This window comes from Catenulispora yoronensis (assembly GCF_039531695.1).
GTDB classification, from domain to species: domain Bacteria; phylum Actinomycetota; class Actinomycetes; order Streptomycetales; family Catenulisporaceae; genus Catenulispora; species Catenulispora yoronensis.
Window position 1 is genome coordinate 265,972 of record NZ_BAAAQN010000005.1, and the last position, 18,033, is coordinate 284,004.

Genomic DNA, 18,033 nt, shown 5'->3' on the forward strand with positions numbered 1-18,033 from the left:
CTCCAGCTCCAGCTACCACTACAGGAACCACTACAGCTACGTACGGCTTCAGCTCCAGCTACTGTGTTCCAGGCTCGGACAGCCGGGCTTGGACACGGTCGATGTGCGCGCGCATGCCTAGACGCCGATAGATCTCCAGTGCCTCGTTAAGAAACGTGATGCCCTGCGAACTTTCGTCAGCGGTGAGGTAGTGGTCTGCGATCCCTTCCAGGGAAATAGCTTCATCGGCAAGCATGTTCAACTCGCGATTGATCGCCAGAGCCTGCTGATAGAGCGTGAGCGCGCGAGGAAGATCACCGAGTGCTGCGATACTCGCCGCGTACGAGTTCAACGCCCAGCCCTCGTTGCCCCGGCTGCCAATCTGCCGGTAGATCTCCAACGACTGCTCCTGCGCCGCCGCCGCTCCCAAGTAGTCGCCGGTCATGTGCCGTACCCGTCCCAGGTTGTTCAGCGATGCGGCCTCGCCGAGGCGGCTGCCGAGCTGACGAAAGATCTCCAGGGCCAGTTCCAGAGCGTCGATACCCCCTGAGAAGTCGCCGATCTGAGCGCGCACATGTCCCAGCTCGGTCAGGTTGATGGCCTCCCCGTGGCGATTTTCGAGCTGACGGAAGATCTCCAGGGCGCGTTCCAGAGCCTCGGCCGCCTCCGGATAGTCTCCGGTCTGATACCGCACCTCGCCGAGGTTGGTTTGCGCGGCCGCCTCCCCATAACGGTTGCCGAGCTCGCGATAGATCGCCAAAGCCTGCTCCTGGGCGTCCGCCGCCCCCGACATGTCTCCGGTCTCAAAACGCAGCCGTCCCACGCCGTTCAGGGCAGTGGCCTCACCGAGGCGGTTGCCGATCCGCCGGTAGATCTCCAGGGCCGGTTCCTGGACTTCCGCAGCTCTCAGATAGTCCCCAGTGAGATACCGCGCTTCTCCGAGTTCACTGAGGGCGACCGCCTCGCCGAGCTGATTGCCGATCCGCTGATAGATCTCCAGCGCCGGTGCGAGCGCCTCGCCCGCTCCTCGATAGTCGCCAGCAAGGCGCCGTCCGCGTCCTAGGTCTGTCAGGGCATTGGCATGAACGACGGAAGGTCCGCTGCGAGCGACGGTCTCGGCGACCTGGTGGACCAGCTGGGCGCGGGTCCAAGGACCGTCGTGGCGGAACGACTCCGCCAGGCCGGTGGCCAGGGCGGTGATGTGGTGGTCGAGCTGGACGGCGTGGGCGTGGTCCCAGGCGGCGTCGAGATTGGGACGCTCGGTACGCAGCCAGGCCCGCGCGAGGTCGGGTTCGGCCAGGTCGGGGGCGCAGGCGGGCGCCGGGCCGTCGTGGGCTTGTCGAGGCACACGTCCGATGCGTGCGGAAGCAGCCTGGGCGGTGTGGGCGTAGTAGTGCAGGAGCCGATCCACGGCCGCTTCACGGTGCCCGGCGTTGTCGACGGCGTTGGCGGTCGTGCGGGCGTGCAGGCGAAGCAGGTCGTGGAGACGGTAGCGGCCGGGAGCGATCTCGGCCAGGAGATTGTGGTCGACGAGGTCTTGCAGGAGCTGGTCGGCCGTGTCGATATCGACGTCCAGCAGTGCGGCGGCGGCGTAGGCGTCGACATCCGGGCCGGGGACCAGACCCAGATACCGGAACATGATCTGACGATCGCTGTCGAGAGCTTGGTAGGAGAGATCGAATACTGACGCGAGGTCCCGGTCGCCGTCGGAGAACCCGGTCAGGTTGGCGCGAGTGGTGCGGAGTCGGGCGGCGAGGTGTTGCAGGGTCCAAGTGCGTCGACCGCGCAGGAGCGCGGCGGCGATTCGCAAGGCCAAGGGTAGGTGGCCGCACAGCGTGACGATCTCCTCCAGCAAAGGGTCGTTTGCGGCGGTACGGCTGGGAGTGGCGATGCTGCGGAACAGGGCGATGGCGTCCGCGGTCGGTAGGACGTCGAGGTTCAGGGGGTAGGCGTCGTCCAAGCCTTTGAGGCGCAGGCGGCTGGTGATCAGGACCAGGCATCCCGCCGTGCCGGGTAGCAGTGGTCTGATCTGATCCTCGCTGCTGGCGTTGTCCAGGACCAGCAAGGTGCTGGTGCCGGCCAGGCGGTCGCGGAAAGCGGCGGCGCGGGCGGCGGTCTCGGCGGGGATGCCGCCGGGCGGTGTGCCGAAGGCTTGGAGGAATTCGGCCAGGACGTCGCCGGGGTCGCGGGGTGTGCGTTCGTGGACGCCGTGCAGGTCGACGAAGAGTTGGCCGTCGGGGAAGCGTCGGGTGAGGATGTGGGCGACGTGCAGGGCCAGGGCGGTCTTGCCGACGCCGCCCATGCCGTCGATGGCTGAGATGACCACTGTGCCGGGCGCGCCGTCCGGTCCGGGCTGGTCGGCCAGCTCCAGCAGTTGGGCGAGCTCGTGGTCGCGTCCGGTGAAGGCTCTGGTGTCGAAGGGGAGCTGGTTGAGCCGGGTCCCGGCTGCGCCGGGCGGGCGGCTGCCGGTGTCTCCGTTGCTGCTTTTCCCTCCGCCAAGGGCGTCGCTCTGAGCTTGCTTGAGTGCCTGGCCGGGTTCGCGGCCCTCGCTGTGCAGCCTGCGGATGGTGTGCAGCGCCAAGTCGGCCGCGGCGGAGCTGTCCCCGACGGCGGTGAGTGCCCGGACGAGTAGCACTGCCGCCGACTCGCTTCCGGAATCCTCGGTCACCAGCGGACGCAACAGATCGATGGCTTGGTCGGGCTGCCCGTTGTCGAGATGGACGCGGGCCAGCAGCCTGGCGGCGGATCTGCGGGCGTTCTCCAGCTCGGTGCGTTGCCCTTCGAGGTAAGGGGTGTCCAGGCCGCTCAGGGCCGTGCCCCGCCACAAGCCCAAGGCCTGGCGCAGTCGTGCCGTGGCGGCCTGGGGCTCGTTGCCGTTCAGGTCGCCGTGGGCCTTGCGGACCAGCTCGGTGAAGCGATGGGCGTCGATCAGCTCCGGGTCGAGTTCGGCAAGGAATCCCGGGGGCCGGGCCGTCAGGCGTATCAGCGATCCGGCCGGGCGCAGGGCTTGGCGCAGTCCGGAGACGTAGTTCGCGAGCAGGTTCCCCGAGGAGCCTGGCGGATCGGCCGGCCAGGCCCACTGGGCGATCTGCTGCCGGGAGACGGTCCGGCCGGCGTTGAGCAGCAGCACTGCGAGCACTGCCTGACGACGTCGGCCGCCGAGGTCCAGGGCAGCGTCGTCGTGAACCGCCTGGAAGTCGCCCAGCAGTTGGAAGTCCATGTGCTGATTCTGCCACCCGCATCAGGGTCCTCAATCGGCGCGATCGGCTGCTGAGGTACGGCTTTGGAGGCTGTCTGGAGCCGACTTGTGAACCCTCGGCGGGATGGTTTCGGCATCCGGCGACCGGCCCGACAGGAGCCGGAATCCGTATGGCCGCAGCCCGTTCTGGCAGAGGGGTTTTCATGACGGTGCCGACCCGTGCCCGCCCCAAGGACCTGGTCCCGCTTTCCCACCACCGGTCGCTGGACGCCGTGCCCGGCGGGTTCCTGGGCGATCCGCGAGTGATCACCGTGCGAATCAGTGATCTGCATGACGCCGACTCGCCTCGGAGCAGCGGCGTCGACATCGCACACGCCCACGTGCTCGCCCAGGTGGAAGGGCCGTTGCCCCCGATCATGGTGCATCACCCGACGATGCGGATCATCGACGGCATGCACCGCGTGGCGGCGGCCAAACTCAGAGGCCGGCCCGAGATCGACGCCATCCTCTTTTCCGGAAGCCTCAAAGAAGCCTTCCGCCTCGGCGTCCGCGCCAACGTGGCACACGGCCTACCACTGAGCCTCCCCGAACGCCGCGCAGCCGCCGCCCGGATCATCGGCTCGCATCCCCACCTCTCCGACCGCGCGATCGCCGCATCAGTAGGCCTGGCAGCCAAAACCGTCGGCACACTACGCCGCAACCTGACCCTCACCGACCAGACGGCAGCCCGCATCGGCCAGGACGGCCGGTCAAGGCCGCTCACCACGGAGAGCGGACGCAAAGCGGCAGTAGAGCTGCTGACCCAGAACCCGAACATCTCGCTGCGCGAGGTCGCCCGCAAGACCGGCATCTCGCTCTCGACGGCCTACAACGTCCGGCTCCGCCTCTTCACCGAGAAGGAACCGGTCTATCCACCACCCACCAGCACCTCGAGACCCCAACCCGCCCCACAACAACTCAGCTCCCTGCTGGAACGCCTGCGCAAAGACCCGTCACTGCGCTACTCGGACCTGGGCAAGGCCGTACTCCGCCTGCTGGACGTGCAATGCAACATCCAGACCCAGTGGCAAACGATCCGCGCCGGCATGCCGACCCACTGCCTGGACACCCTCGCCGAAGCTGCTCAGCACCTGGCGGCGAACTGGACGGCCATCGCTGCCGATCTCGCGGGCGGGGCCAGTGCAGTCTAGTCATTGAAGAAATTCTGCTATCTGTGTCATGATGGGAACGCCTCCTCTCCCTGCACGGTGGTGAGGTGGTCGTCTGCGAGCTGTCGTGTCGAATCGTGCCAAGTAGGCACGGCACTCGCGGACGATCTGGCGCCGCGTCCGTCACACGCAAGAGTTATAGGACGGTACGCACTCGTCGCGCCGACGGTGTCGTGCGGGCGTCGGCCGGGCATCGGGCGATCCAACCGGTGCCCGGCCGACGCATGTCAGCGGCGTGATTACCAGGGCGAATGCGCTGGTGCATGATCACATATTCGCGCTATTGAGCGCGCCGAAAGTCGCGTTTGACTACTGGACCTTATTGTTCGATCCTCAACTCTCAGCCACTCGCGATACCCTGAGGCGACTCGGACGACAGCGTCAACGGGCGCCCCACCCGTAGCGACACCACGATTCGATCACGTCTGACCGCAGGCCGAGCCGCGACGGCGAGGAGGGATCGCAGAAAGGGAAAGGGCATACCAGTGGCAGCTACTTCAGCTAATTCGTTCTTCGAGAGTCCGGAGCATCGCCACCAGCTCGCGGAGTGTCTCGAATCAGGTTACGTACCGCTGAAGTTCGCTTACACCGGAAGTGCTGCGCTCACCCACGACCGACTGGCCCGCTCGACGGGATACCAGCAGGTCATCGGTCAAGTCCGGAACGAAGTCTCGGTATGGCGGAGAGCCGTCGGCGACGTCGATCGGCCTTTGCGGATCGTGGAGATCGGTCCCGGCAACGGAGTGCATAGCGATAGTTTCCTCCGCGGCCTCACTGTCGACCGGCCTGCCGGTAGGTACTTGGCCGTCGACTTCAGTAGAACCCTGCTTGACATCGCGTTGTCACAGATCCGCGCCGGATGCGCTTCCGACCTCAGCCTGAGGGGAGAAGTGTGGGACATCGAGGAAGGGCCGACCGCCGCGATCGAAAATTGGCGTGATGACGATGAGCCGGTCACCTTGTGCCTTCTGGGAAACACACTCGGGAACGTCGAAGACCCGATTTCAGTGTTGGCGAACATTGCCTTCAGCGCCCGTGTCGGCGATATGCTCTTGATGAGTGTCACGCTCGCGAGCCGCCCCCAGGACGACTCCCTGATGCTTGCTCCCTATGAAACAGAAGTCTTCCAGGCGGCCGTCCTGGAGATCTTCGCCATGGCCGGAGTACCGCTCGACGCGATCCGTCTCACCCTTGACGTCGTCGACGACGCGGTCGTCGGCACCATCAACGTCACACGTGACGTTGTTCTCGACGATACAAAGCTGGTGCCGGGGCGGCCGATTCGATGCTTCGTGTCCCGCAGGTTCGTGATCAGCGACGTCGAGGCCATTCTCGCGGCGGCTGGCTGGGCCATCGAGCACGAAGTCGACAGCGGTGGCCATCTGGTCGTCGCGGCGCTGCGGAAGTAGCCCCGGCGATGACCGAATTCTTCGACGAGGCAAGGGATCGAGCCAGAGAAGATCGCCTGCTCTCCCTGCTCGCGGAGTCGGCCCCGCTGAGTGCGCGCGATGCGTCGACACTCTGCTGGCCGGAGAGCCCGGGTGGAGAGTCGTGCGCCTGGTACCACGGGGCCTGGCAATACCTACGGCTGTGCTCCCTGGTCAGCTCGCCTGCTTGGCATCGTGACTTCTATGACAAGGCACTGCGTAAAGGTTATGAGGCCGTACGCGGCGGCGCGCCGCGTGTACTCGTCTCGGGCGCGGCGGACTACTCCATGTTGGAGCAAATCTGGCATAGCGCGGGCGAGCCAGGCGCTGTCGACGTCACGATGATCGATCGATGCCCGACCCCTGTACAGGCCTGCCGTTGGTTCGCCGGGCGCATGGCGGCGGATATCAAGGCCGGGGCTGTCGATCTGTTCACGCACCCCATGCAGGACGCCTCGTTCGACGTCATTGCCTCGGATGCCTTTCTTACTCGATTCAGTTCCGCACAGACCGCGAAGGTCCTTGAACTTTGGCGAGCCTTACTCGCCGCCGACGGAGTCGTGGTCACGACCGTCCGCCTGCACGGTACCGATGATCTCAGAGCTGATCCTGCTGGTGACATCGCTGATTTTGTTGCGCGTGCGTGCCGTAATGCGCAAGATCTGCCAAAGGCTTTGGCCGCGGAACAGGGCTGGATCGTGCGAGCTGCCGAGGCCTACGCACGCCGCATGCGCAGCGAGGACCTTGGTGACGAACACGCCGTGATGGAAGCCTTCGCCGAAGGCGGCTTCGAAGTCCTGACGCACGAGCGGGCAGAGGTTCAGGGTGAACTGTATCCAGTGTCATATCTGCGTGTTGAGGCAAAGCGATTGCGCTAGCGCCGTCTCCGGCGGCCAGATATCGACGCCTCGAACAGGGTACACATCGCAGAGGTCTCATATCGATTGCGAGCGTGTATGGATCGTGACCCCTGGGTAGTCCGCCAATAGATCACGGGGAGATCTCCAGTTCACGGGCGCATATCGCAGGGGGATGAGGTCAAAGCCGATGACCTGGCAGTCGGAACTGCTTAGTGCGCTGGCCCGAGACGATTCGTCAGCCGCGGCGGAGATCGTGATTCGGCAGGTCGTCCAGGAACAGAAAAGCGGGATCGTCGGACTGCCCGCGCTGACGGTGCACGGGGAGCTCCAGGCCGGCATGGTCGTCTTCTCCGTCCGGGCTCCCAGCGGCCGTGGCTGGACCGTCAGCCGGCCGTTGCCGGAGCTCGCCGAGTGGGCGCGGTCCCGCAGGGATTTCGAGCCGTCCCTGCTCGCCGCCGTCGCCTCCAGCTTCACGGGCACGGCACATTGGGACGACGAGGAGTGGATCCCCTTCGGGTACGTCGGAACCGGCTCCATGCCGCGGGACCTCATCCGGGACATCGACGGCTACGTGAGCACCGACCGTGACGAGACGATCGTCGAGAGGCTTGCCGGCGCCGAGGATGTTCTGGTCATGGGGCCGCCGGCATCCGGCAAGACACTGAGCATCTTCGCCGCGGCCCGGCGTCGGAAGTCGCATCACGAGGATCATGTGATCTGGCTGGATCTGACGGAGGCGTTCGACAACGCTGAGGCCACACTGTTGGCTTTCCTTAAAGCGCCCAGCTCGCGCGGGTATCTGGTCGTGATCGACAATCTCCAGGCCAACGTCACCGCGACCCGCGCCATCTTCGATCTGATTACGCGACTGCGTGACGGCCTGAACATGCCGATCCGCACACTGGCCACTTGTTGGCCGTCCGCGTACGACCTCGTCATGGAGCTGCCGATCGCCTTCTCCCGCATCGCGGTCTGGGGAAGCGAGGTGATTCATATGCTGCTTGCCGAGAGCCAGCAGACCGATCTGGTGGCCACTGAGATCGACCAGCTGTCGGGCGGCGATGTGCTGTTGGCGAAGTCGGCTCTCAAGTATTTCCAACAGTTCGGGCGATTGCCGAGCGACGACGAACTCGCGGAGACCATCGCGGCCGTGACACATGCCGATCAGGTCACGGAACCCGAGACGCGTCGGACGCTCTACTGGTTCGCCAGCCTCGGTGCCTTCGAGATCGGCGTGTACCGGATGTATTGCGTGACGGAGGGTCTTGCCGCACCGGTTCAGGAACTGATGTCGATGAAGCTGATCAGCTACAGCGACGAAGTGTTGTCCATCGGGCATCCCTCGAAGGCCGCCGCCATCGTCCGCTACGCGGTCAGGCACTGGGACGACGATCCGGATCAGCCTTTTGAGCGGCCGTCGAAGCTGGCTTTCAAATATCTTCGCCGCTCTGGCAAGTCCGCCGTGCAGGCGACCCTGGAGAAGCTCGACCTGGTGAACAACCGACGCACGAATCAACGCGAGGACCGGATCCTGGCCAAGGTCTGGCCGCATCGCCGGGCACTGATTCACTTTCTCCGGGACCAGTCCGTGAAGCGGGATCCCTCCTGGGGCGGCAACATAGCCTCGGCGGCGTTCGCCGCCGCCGCCCTCGCACTGACCGATGAGCGCGAAGCTTGGAAGGCAAGCGCTGAGTACGTTCGACGCCAGTGGGGGTTTGACTCGCTGTCGAATCTGCCGAACAACCTCGGCCCTCAGCCCTCTCCGGACAGCGACGACTTCGTGCACATCCGCGACGCCATGATCGCTGAGGACGAGGCGATGCTGACGCAGGGGAACAGCCGTGATAGGCAGTCGGCGGAGAGCATCGACATGGACCGTTTCTACCGGACCTGGCTGCTGGGTGTCCTTTTGACCTTCGAGAACACCGCTATCGTGCCGGACCAGGGCCGCGCCGATTCACTGAGGGACATGGCCAGCAAGGCTCAGCTTCCCAACGGCGCGTTCTACCCGGAGCGGGTCCCATGGCTGACTGCGCGTGTGCTCAGCGGTCTGTTGCACCTGCGCGACGACAGCTGGCACACCCCTGGCGGGACCGTCGAGCGGGCCTGCAACTGGCTGCGTGATTCGTTCAGCAGCGTCGGCCCGTTCGGGGGCAGGTGGCACAGCGGTACCGGGACCTGGAACAGCGACGTCCTCACGACGGCGATGTGCATGACGGCCTTGCTGCGTGCGGGGGTTCGGACGAGTGACGACTGTATCCGTTCCGGATACAGCTACCTCAAAGAGCAGATGCCGGAGTGGCGCCTGCCGGGCCGAGAGATCGACTGCGCCGCCGCGGCCGAGGCCATCATGCTGGCCGGGCCGGATCGCCGCGAGATCTATCCAGTGATCGTCGACCTGCTGACGTGGGTCGGGAACGGGGGTGGGGGAGGGAGCCCGGGCACGGAGGAGAGCGTCAAGATCCCGTATGTCGCCGAACAGGTGGTGTGGATCGTGCAGAGTATCGTCCAGCGTGAGCTGGAGGCCTTGTTGCAGGACTTCGAACCGTCGGCCCGAATAGCCGGCCCCGCTCAAAAGGATGCCATCGAGAAGATCGATCGCGTGACGCTCACCTCGGCGACGGAGCTGACGGTGGTCGTCACGCCCGAACCATTCGATACAGAAGCACGGCGGGTGCTCACCGGGCGTTTGGAACGTCTCGGCAGAGAGATCACGGCCAACATCACCAGTCGCGAGGCTGCGCTCCGGGGCAGGAACCACGCCCGAACGCGCGAGCTCATCGAGGACCAGCTCGCCAAATGGCTCGACCGTAAGAACCTGCGGGACGAGGTCGAAGCGCAGCTTGCTGAGAATTCGTTCTCCCCCGCCGCGGCCACCCTGGTCGATCGGCTCTGGGCCGAGGTCTTCGAAGGCCACAGCCTGCGGTCCCGGGAGCTGTGAGCGTGCTGTCCCCGTCGCTCTTGAACTTCACTTCCGGCCTGGCCGCCGGTGCTGGTATCAACCTCCTCACCGGCCTGTCCGGCACACCGAATCCGGCCAGGGCGCCGACCGTTCTCGACTCCGTCATCTGGGTGGTCGACGCCGCGTTCATGGCCCACGCGGCGCAGCTTGCCGAGAGTGCGGACCGGGCGGCCGGATCGGTGATCGACAACACACTGACGCCGGCCGAACGGTCCGCGTTGCTGCACGATGAGGAGTCGCAGGTAAGGAAGCCCTACCGCATCTCGATCGTGCTGAGCGGAGTGTTCCTTTTGACGGCTGTCCTGCTCATTCCAGGGCTCCTGAAGGGCTGAGCCCGCGGACCGACCCGCGTTACCCCCCACCCACCAACCGCGTCCGCAGCCCCTCGATCAGCCGGTCGACCCCGTACGCGAACTGGTCGTCCGCGCTGCCGCTTCCGACGAAGTCGGCCAGGGCTACCACGTTCGGGTACTGATCCACCGGTGCTGATCGGAAGGCTTCGGTGACGGCTTCGCCGATGGCCTCCGGGGTGGCGCCGTGGGGGCCTAGGGAGGAGCGGGGGAGTTGCTCCTGGAGGACGAAGCCTTGGACGTAGGTGGCCAGCATGCGTGTCGCGTAAGCGGCGTCGGCGTTGGAGAAGCCGGCGGTGCGGAGCCAGCCCAGGGCGGTGTCCAGGACGTAGAGGAGGTTGGGGCCTGGGACGATGCGGCCGGCCAGGACGCGGGCGGAGTCGCGGTGGGTGTTCATGTGGCAGCGGTAGGCGTGGGCCATGGCGCGGAGGTTCTCGGCCCAGTCGCCGTCGGTTTTGAGTTTGCGGGCGTCCCACAGGAGGCTGTCGGCCAGGAGGTCGAGGAGTTCTTCCTTGTCCTGGACGTGCCAGTAGAGCGAGGCTGCCTGGACGCCGAGTTCGGCCGCCACTTTGCGCATGGACAGGGCGTCGAAGCCTTCGCGGGTGAGGACGGCCAGGCCGGCGGTGATCAGGGCTTCCCGGGTGATGGCCGGTGTTCTTGGTCGCGCACCCTTTCGTGCTGAAGCCACCTGGGGTCTCTCCTCGTCGCCTGTCGTCGTCGGCGCCGGGCCTTTTGTCCGGCGGTCGGCGTCCTGTGCTGCATCATCTCATCGAGGTTTGTAGTCTAACGCCGTTAGGGATACCCTAACGGCGTTAGATGGTCCCTAACGACGTTAGTCTGGAGCTTCGACGTCATGGCGCAGCAACATGAGCAAGGACTGCGAGCCGACTCCGGTCGGACAGCCACGGCGCTTGTCGCCGACCAGGGGGCGGCCGGCGCCGTCGAGCACGAGCCCCGTACCGCGCGTGCCAAAGCCCTGATTCTCGGTACGTTGTGCATCACCCTCTTCATGGCCATGCTTGACAATGTCGTGGTCAACACAGCCCTGCCGAACATCGGTGCGGAGCTGCACGCGGGCTTCACCGGTCTGCAATGGGTCGTCGAGGGCTACAGCCTCGTGTACGCGGCCCTCCTGCTCACCGGCGGGACGCTTGGCGACCGGCTCGGCCGCAAGCGGGTCTTCCTGACCGGCATAGTCGGCTTCACGCTCGGTTCGATGCTCTGCGCGCTCTCCGGCTCGATCGGCGAGCTCATCGCGGCCCGCATGCTCCAGGGCGTCGGCGCGGCGCTGCTCACCCCGGGCAGTCTGTCGATCATCCGCAACACCTTCCCCGAGCCCGGGGAGCGCGCCCGCGCCATCGGCCTGTGGTCCGGCATCTCCGGCCTCGGGCTGGCCCTCGGCCCGGCCATCGGCGGCCCGTTGGTGGACGCCTTCGGCTGGTCCAGCGTCTTCTGGATCAACGTGCCGATCGGGGTGCTGGCCCTGGTCGTCGGCCTGCGCGTGCTGCCGGAGTTCCACGACGGCCGCGAGCGGTTCGACATCGCCGGCCAGCTTCTGGGCGCGCTCGGGCTCGGCGCCATGGTGTTCGCGCTCATCGAGGGGCCGGACGCGGGCTGGACCAGCCCCCGGGTGCTCGGCGCCGGCGCCGCCGCGCTGCTCGCCCTGATCGCCTTCCTCGTCGTCGAGGCCCGCCGCCGGGCGCCGATGCTCGACTTGTCCTTCTTCCGCGACCCCGTCGTTGCCGGGGCCCTGATGAGCGGATTCATGGTCAGCTTCGGCATGTTCGGCGCGCTGTTCTTCCTGCCGCTGCTCATGCAGGACGTCTACGGCTGGTCCCCGACCCGGGCCGGCGTCGGCTCGCTGCCCGCGACCTGCGCCATCATCCTGGCCGCGCCGTTCGCCGGCGCCATCACCGGCAAGCTGGGCCCGCGGCCCGCGCTCGTCACCGGGCTGACGCTGTGTGCGACGTCGCTCGCCGGACTCTCGCTCTACGGCGTCGGCGCGCACTACACGCAGTATGTCTGGACACTGCCGATCGTCGGACTCGGCATGGGCATGTCCTTCGCGCCTGTCTCGGTCGCGGTCCTGGAACGGGTCCCGGCTGCGAAGGCGGGTATGGCGTCGGCGGTCACCAACACCATGCGTGAGCTCGGCGGGGTCGTCGGCATCGCGGTGCTCGGCGCCATCCTCACCAGCCGGATGACCGGGCTGCTCCGGACGCGCCTCACCGATCTCGGGGTCGACGCCGGGCAGCGCCACGAGGTCACCGGCGCGGTGACTCGGGGTGGTGCTGGAGGCATCGCGGCGAGCAAGTCGCTGCCGGCCGCGCTGCGTACGACGGTCGATACTTCGTTCACTGACGCCCTGCACCTGGCCTTGCGCTGCGGCGCCGGCCTGCTCGCCGTCGCGGCGCTGGCCGCCTGGGTGCTGCTGCGCAGTGGAGCCCGGAGGCGCACCGCCTGAGGCCCATCCTCAGGCGCCGCGCCGCGCTGAACACGCGGAGCACGCGGAGCACGCGGAGCGTGGACTCCGCCGCGTCGACCGGAGCGGATGATCTACGCTCGCGCGCATGTCACAACCCATACGACTCCACATCCTCATCACCACCCAGCCCGGCCACGCCCAGGAACAGATCGACGCCTACGAGAACCTCGCGCCGATCGTCCGTGCGGAGCCGGGCTGTCTGCAGTACGACCTGCACCGGGTCGTCGGAGACCCGGACCGGTTCGTGCTCGTGGAGCTGTGGGAGTCGCGCGACGCGCTGGCGGCGCACGACGCCACCCCGCACATGGTCGCCGCCGACGCCGCCAGCCCGGCGTTCCGGGCCGGGCCGGCGCAGGTCGTCGAACTTGAGGCCGACGCGCTGGCCTGAGCATCCTTCCCGCTCCCGCGCTAGCCCGAATGGCTGGTTGTCGGCGGCGGCGGGTTTGGCATCCGGGCGGCGGGGCTAGGTCTCCATGCATTGACATATGCAGACCCGGGAGGTCCCGCCGATGGCCGGCAAACTGCGTTCCAGCCTGGCGTGCGCGACCGCGGTCGTGGCCTGCCTGCTCACATCCGTCGCGGCGACGGCGGCGACGGCCCCAGCGCCTGCGATGACCCCAGTGACCGCAGCGCCCCCAGCGACCGCGAGCCCGGCGGCAGCCTCAGGCAACCGCTTGCAGTTGGAACTGGACTCGCTCACCGCGGTCAAGGGCGGCCCGCCCGGCGCCATCGTCGTCCTCGACCGGCAGGGCCGTCGGACGGTCTACCACTCCGGCCTCGCGGTGATCGACCCGCGCCGTCCGAGCGCGAACGATCACATGCGGATCGCCAGCGTCGCCAAGGCTTTCAGCGGCGCGGTGGCCCTGCGGCTGGTGGACCGGGGCACCCTGCGTCTGGACGACACCATCGCGTACCGGCTGCCGCACCTGCCCGCCGCCTGGGGCGCCGTCACCCTCCGTGAGCTGTTGCAGCACACCAGCGGCCTGCCCGACTACTCCGGCTCGGACGCGTTCATCAAGCTGTTGCAGGCCGATCCCCGGCGCTACTTCGCCCCGCACTCGTTGCTGACCTTCGTCGCCGACCGGCCGCTGCTGTTCGCCCCGGGCACCCGATACCAGTACTCGAATTCGGACAACGTCGCCGTCGCGCTCATGGCGGAGGCGGCGACCGGCCGCCGTTACGAGGACTTGCTCAAGAGCCTCGTCACCGGCCGCCTCGGCCTGCGTCGGACCAGCTTGCCCTCGGGCTACGCACTGCCCAAGCCCTTCCTGCACGGCTACGCCGTCCCGCCGACCGGCGCGCCCGAGGACGTCAGCACGGAGGTGGGCGCCTCCGGAGCCTGGGCGTCGGGCGGAATCGTGTCGACGCCGAACGACCTCGACACCTTCATCAAGGCGTATGCGGGCCCTGAGCTGCTCTCCCGGTCGATCCGCAAGGAGCAGCAGAAAGTGGTCGCGGGCAGTTCCGAGCCGCCCGGCCCCGGCACCAACGCCGCCGGACTGGCGATCTTCCGCTACACGACCCGCTGCGGCGTGGTGTACGGCCACACCGGCAACACGCTGGGCTACACGCAGCTCGCCCTCGCCACCGCGGACGGCAGCCGCTCGCTCACGTTCTCTGTCAACGAGACGCTCACTCCGAAAACCAACCCGCAGCTGTTCGACAAGATGCGCGGTATCCAGGAGGACTTCGTCTGCGCCCTCCTGCGCCGCTGATATCAAGCCAGACTGCCGCGTCCCTGCGTGATCCGTCGAACCGACCTCGAACCCCCACCGTTGCCCCCAGAAGCCACCACTCGCAAGGGGGAACGATGCACGGTTCGAAAATCGGCGGAGGCATCGCCATCGCCGCCGCGCTGGTGCTCGCCGCGGTTCCGGCCGCTTCAGCGATCCCGGCCGGCGCGGCCACAGCGGCCACAGCGGCCACAGTGGCCCCAGCGGCCCCAGCGTCCGCCGACGCGGCCCCGACGGCCACCGGCTGGACAGCCGTCAGCGCACCACCGCAAGGCCAGAACGCCTTCCTGGTCGCCGCCGCCTCGACCGCCGACGCCGACGCCTGGGCCGTCGGCAGCCAGGGCGGCGCCGCCACCACCAACCTCGGCTCCAAGGTCCTGATCGACCACTGGAACGGCTCCGCCTGGACCCAGGCGACCGCGCCGGCCATCGCCTTCCCGACCGCCGGCCTCGACGCGGTGAGCGCCAGCGGGCCGAACGACGCCTGGGCCGTGGGGCAGATGCGGCAGCAGCGCTATCAGTTCAATCCGTTGGCCCTGCACTGGAACGGGAGTGCCTGGAGCCCGGTCAGCATCAGCGTCCTGGGAAGCACCACGGTCGTCGGCGTCGCCGACATCAGCCCGACCGACGCCTACGCCTTCGGCACCTGGACCCACGACGGCCAGGCCGCGCACTGGGACGGCACCGCGTGGACCAACTTCTCGCCGCCGCAGCCCGACAACAACAACATGGGCGGCGCCCTCACCGCGATCTCCGCCGACGGTCCCGACGACGTGTGGATGACCGGCTCGGCCCTGGAGCAGATCGGCGCCAACGCCTACCAGTACGAGCCGTACTCGGTGCACTGGAACGGCAGCGCCTGGAGCCTCGTCCCCATGCCCACTGTCGGCAGCAGCAACGTCAACGCGGTCGACAACCTCTACGGGCTCAAGGCGAACAGCCCGACTGACGTGTGGGCCGTCGGTACCGCCGGCGTCATCGGCACGACCGGTAGTTACAGCACCCTGATCGAGCACTGGAACGGCACTGTGTGGACCAAGGTCCCGAGTCCCAACACGGGTACCGACCCGCTGCTCCATGCCGTGACCACTGCCAACGCCGCCAACAGCGTCTGGGCGGTCGGCGACAGCGTCATCCCCGGCACGACCCAGCGCCAGTCGTTGACGCTGCACTGGAACGGCAGCACCTGGAGCATCGTCCCCAGCCCGAACGCTCCCGGCTTGCCGACCACTCTCTCCGGAGTTACGACCACGCCCGGCGCGTCGATAGTGCACGCTGTCGGCTACTCGAATTCCTTGTCCTCCACAGCGCCGGTCTACAACCCGTTCGCAATGCGCAACGGCTGAAGAGATAAAAAACCGAAATCCTACGAAGGCGGAGCCGTCGACGAACGAACCGCGAGCGTCGGCTCCGTCGGAATCACCAGATCGACCGGATGCTTTCCCTCAAGCTGATCGATGATCGCGTCCGCCCCAAACCGTCCCAGCTCGCGCAGCGGCATAGCTACCGTCGTCAGCGGCGGCGAGAGGTATGCGGCGATCGGGAAATCGTCGTTGCCGATGATCGAGACGTCCTCGGGAATTCGCCGCCCGGCCTCCCGGGCACCGTGCATGGCACCGATCGCCTGAGCCAGGGAACTGGCATAGATGGCGGTCGCCCGGCCGGCTTCGAGAATGGCGGCCGCGCCCGCGGCGCCGCCGGCTTCCGAGAATTCGACGTGCTCCACCTGGCACACTTCGAGCCCGAATTCCGGGGCGTATTCCAGGAAGGCCCGCGCCCGCTCGTCGCTCGGCGCGATGCCTCGGGGCCCGGCCACATGCGCCACGTACCGGTGGCCCAGCTCGGCGAAGTGCCGCACCGCCAGGCGGCTCGACTTCGCGACGTCCATGACCACGTTGCGCCCCGACCCGGCGACCGCGCGGTTGAGGAACACATGCGGGATCCGCGACTCCGACAGGGCGCCGATCAACGTGTGGTCGGGCCGGGCCGAGGCCACGATCAGCCCGTCCACCCGGCCGACGTCCACCAGGTCGCGGAAGGCGGCCATGGCCGAGTACTCGTCGTAGTCCTCCGACATCACCGAGACGTAGTCCCGCTCCCGGGCCCGCTCGAAGGCCCCGCGGGCGATGGTCACGTAGGTCATGTTGGTCAGCTTCGGCACCAGCAGGGCCACGGTGCGCGCGTGCGACGTCGCCAGCGCCCGGGCCGCGACGTGCGGCCGGTAGCCGAGCGCCTGCGCGGCCTCCATGATCCGCAGCCGGGTCTCGGGGCGGGCTGAGAAGTCCGGATCGCTGTTGAGGACCTTGGACGCGGCGGCCTTGGACACCCCCGCCGCGCGGGCCACGTCGGCCAGCCGTGCGCGACTCCCGTGGAGGCCGTTCTGCGCCCCTTTGCCGGGTTCTGGTGGCACCGCTACCCCTTTGCCTGGTCGCCGCGAAATTCCTTGACACCGTATCAGGGATCGAGCTAGCGTTCGCGGCCAGTTAACCGGTTTCCTAACGCCGATTCTACCCGAAGGATCCTGGTATGAGACATCTCAACCGCGCACTCTGCGCGCTGACCTCGGCGGCCCTCGCCGTGGGTGTTCTGGCGGGGTGCGGTTCCGGTTCGTCCTCGTCGTCCTCCTCGGGCGGGTCCTCCGGGACCGTGACCCTGAAGGTCGAGGGCTGGAAGGGCGGCGGCGCCGAGCCGGCCAACGTGGCCCAGGTGAACGCCGCCTTCCAGGCCGCGCACCCGAACATCAAGCTGGACTACAGCTTCGTCCCGCCGAACGACGTCTACCTGCAGAAACTCCAGTCCCAGCTGATCGCCGGCGACGCCGCGGACGTCATCATGGTCGACCCGCAGAAGGTCCAGACCTGGGGCAAGTCCGGGTACCTCGCGGACCTGACGCAGCAGGGCTGGACCTCCGGCGTCCCGGCCAACCTGAAGCCGTTCGTCAGCTACCAGGGCAAGGTGCTGGCCGCGCCGATGGAGCTGAGCCCGGTGGGTATCTACACCAACTTGGACATCCTGGCCAAGGCCGGGATCGACAGCGCCCCGACCGACTTCCCGACCTTCCTCGACGACCTGGCGAAGCTGAAGGCCAAGGGCCTGCCCGGCTACTCGCTGCCCGACGCCCAGGGCTACATGGCCGAGTTCGTCATGCTGTTGTCGGCGGCCACCACGGTCTACGGCCAGACGCCGGACTGGGACCAGCAGTTCATGGCCGGCAAGGTCACCTTCCCGCAGTCGTTCCAGAAGCCGCTGGAGCAGATCCAGGCGCTGGGCACCCGCGGCCTGGTGGATCTGAAGGGCTCGGTCGGCACCGACGAGGTCACCACCGGCGAGCCCGACTTCCTGGCCGGCAAGTCCGCGTTCTACGCGGGCGGCTCGTGGCAGGCCGCGGCGATCCAGAAGGGCGGCTTCAAGCTGGCCTTCATCCCGTGGCCCGGCGGCGAGGCCGGGGTGGCGCCGAGCGCCCTGGTCTTCCCCGGGACGATGTGGTCGGTCAACGCCAAGACCAAGGTCTCCGACGCCGCGAAGGCGTATCTGGACTTCTGGGCGAAGTCGGAGAACCTGGCGCCCTATGTGCAGGCCGAGGCGGCCATCAGCCCGTTCGGCGGCGCCGGCGGCACCAGCCCCTTCCTGGCGACCATGGCCTCCACCTTCGCCTCGGGCAAGTTCACGCTGATGCCGATCAACACCTGGCTGCTGAACGCCCCGGAGACCCAGATCCGGTCCGCGCTGCAGGGCTTCCTGCTCGGCAAGAGCGACGTGAACGCCACCTTGCAGGCGTTCCAGAAGGCCGCCGCCCCCGGATCCTGAGCCCCGCGCACCACCGCGGTGGC

At 67.5% G+C, this 18,033-nt stretch carries 13 protein-coding genes; 10 read left to right on the forward strand and 3 right to left on the reverse strand.

Annotated features, from left to right (window positions below):
• Positions 1 to 58: 58 nt before the first annotated feature.
• Positions 59 to 3,199, reverse strand: a complete 3,141-nt coding sequence (locus tag ABD481_RS06430) for an AfsR/SARP family transcriptional regulator (RefSeq protein ID WP_344664591.1) — start codon at positions 3,197 to 3,199, stop codon at positions 59 to 61.
• Between the two features lie 182 nt (positions 3,200 to 3,381).
• Between ABD481_RS06430 and ABD481_RS06435 the strand changes: the two genes are divergently transcribed.
• The 5 genes from ABD481_RS06435 to ABD481_RS06455 all read left to right on the forward strand — a co-directional run bounded on the left by ABD481_RS06435 (position 3,382) and on the right by ABD481_RS06455 (position 9,967).
• Positions 3,382 to 4,368, forward strand: a complete 987-nt coding sequence (locus ABD481_RS06435) for a winged helix-turn-helix transcriptional regulator (RefSeq protein WP_344664592.1) — start codon at positions 3,382 to 3,384, stop codon at positions 4,366 to 4,368.
• Positions 4,369 to 4,871: 503 nt separating this feature from the next.
• The gene (locus ABD481_RS06440) at positions 4,872 to 5,795 is read left to right on the forward strand and encodes an L-histidine N(alpha)-methyltransferase (RefSeq protein WP_344664593.1); all 924 of its coding nucleotides are present in this window, start codon (positions 4,872 to 4,874) and stop codon (positions 5,793 to 5,795) included.
• A gap of 8 nt (positions 5,796 to 5,803) precedes the next feature.
• On the forward strand, positions 5,804 to 6,691 hold the full coding sequence (locus tag ABD481_RS06445) for a hypothetical protein (RefSeq protein ID WP_344664594.1): 888 nt from the start codon (positions 5,804 to 5,806) through the stop codon (positions 6,689 to 6,691).
• A 169-nt stretch (positions 6,692 to 6,860) separates the two neighbouring features.
• Positions 6,861 to 9,614 (forward strand): hypothetical protein, encoded by a 2,754-nt coding sequence (locus ABD481_RS06450; RefSeq protein ID WP_344664595.1) that lies wholly within the window; start codon positions 6,861 to 6,863, stop codon positions 9,612 to 9,614.
• A 2-nt stretch (positions 9,615 to 9,616) separates the two neighbouring features.
• Positions 9,617 to 9,967 (forward strand): hypothetical protein, encoded by a 351-nt coding sequence (locus ABD481_RS06455; RefSeq protein ID WP_344664596.1) that lies wholly within the window; start codon positions 9,617 to 9,619, stop codon positions 9,965 to 9,967.
• 19 nt (positions 9,968 to 9,986) lie between these two features.
• On the opposite strand, the gene ABD481_RS06460 is transcribed toward ABD481_RS06455, so the two are convergent.
• Entirely contained in the window at positions 9,987 to 10,673 is a 687-nt protein-coding gene (locus tag ABD481_RS06460; RefSeq protein WP_344664597.1) for a TetR/AcrR family transcriptional regulator, read from the reverse strand.
• A gap of 165 nt (positions 10,674 to 10,838) precedes the next feature.
• On the opposite strand from ABD481_RS06460, the gene ABD481_RS06465 reads away from it, so the two are divergent.
• The 4 genes from ABD481_RS06465 (at position 10,839) to ABD481_RS06480 (ending at position 15,549) form a co-directional block, all read left to right on the forward strand.
• Positions 10,839 to 12,449: an MFS transporter gene (locus ABD481_RS06465; RefSeq protein WP_344664598.1), complete on the forward strand. Its 1,611-nt coding sequence runs from the start codon at positions 10,839 to 10,841 to the stop codon at positions 12,447 to 12,449.
• 106 nt (positions 12,450 to 12,555) lie between these two features.
• Positions 12,556 to 12,858: a putative quinol monooxygenase gene (locus tag ABD481_RS06470; protein ID WP_344664599.1), complete on the forward strand. Its 303-nt coding sequence runs from the start codon at positions 12,556 to 12,558 to the stop codon at positions 12,856 to 12,858.
• A gap of 97 nt (positions 12,859 to 12,955) precedes the next feature.
• A complete protein-coding gene (locus tag ABD481_RS06475) occupies positions 12,956 to 14,185 on the forward strand; it encodes a serine hydrolase domain-containing protein (protein ID WP_344664600.1) in 1,230 nt (409 codons plus the stop codon).
• A gap of 95 nt (positions 14,186 to 14,280) precedes the next feature.
• Entirely contained in the window at positions 14,281 to 15,549 is a 1,269-nt protein-coding gene (locus ABD481_RS06480; protein ID WP_344664601.1) for a hypothetical protein, read from the forward strand.
• Positions 15,550 to 15,569: 20 nt separating this feature from the next.
• On the opposite strand, the gene ABD481_RS06485 is transcribed toward ABD481_RS06480, so the two are convergent.
• Positions 15,570 to 16,613, reverse strand: a complete 1,044-nt coding sequence (locus ABD481_RS06485; protein ID WP_344664602.1) for a LacI family DNA-binding transcriptional regulator — start codon at positions 16,611 to 16,613, stop codon at positions 15,570 to 15,572.
• Positions 16,614 to 16,729: 116 nt separating this feature from the next.
• Here ABD481_RS06485 and ABD481_RS06490 point away from each other — a divergent pair, with 116 nt between their 5' ends.
• On the forward strand, positions 16,730 to 18,010 hold the full coding sequence (locus ABD481_RS06490; RefSeq protein ID WP_344664603.1) for an ABC transporter substrate-binding protein: 1,281 nt from the start codon (positions 16,730 to 16,732) through the stop codon (positions 18,008 to 18,010).
• The last annotated feature ends 23 nt before the right edge of the window (positions 18,011 to 18,033 follow it).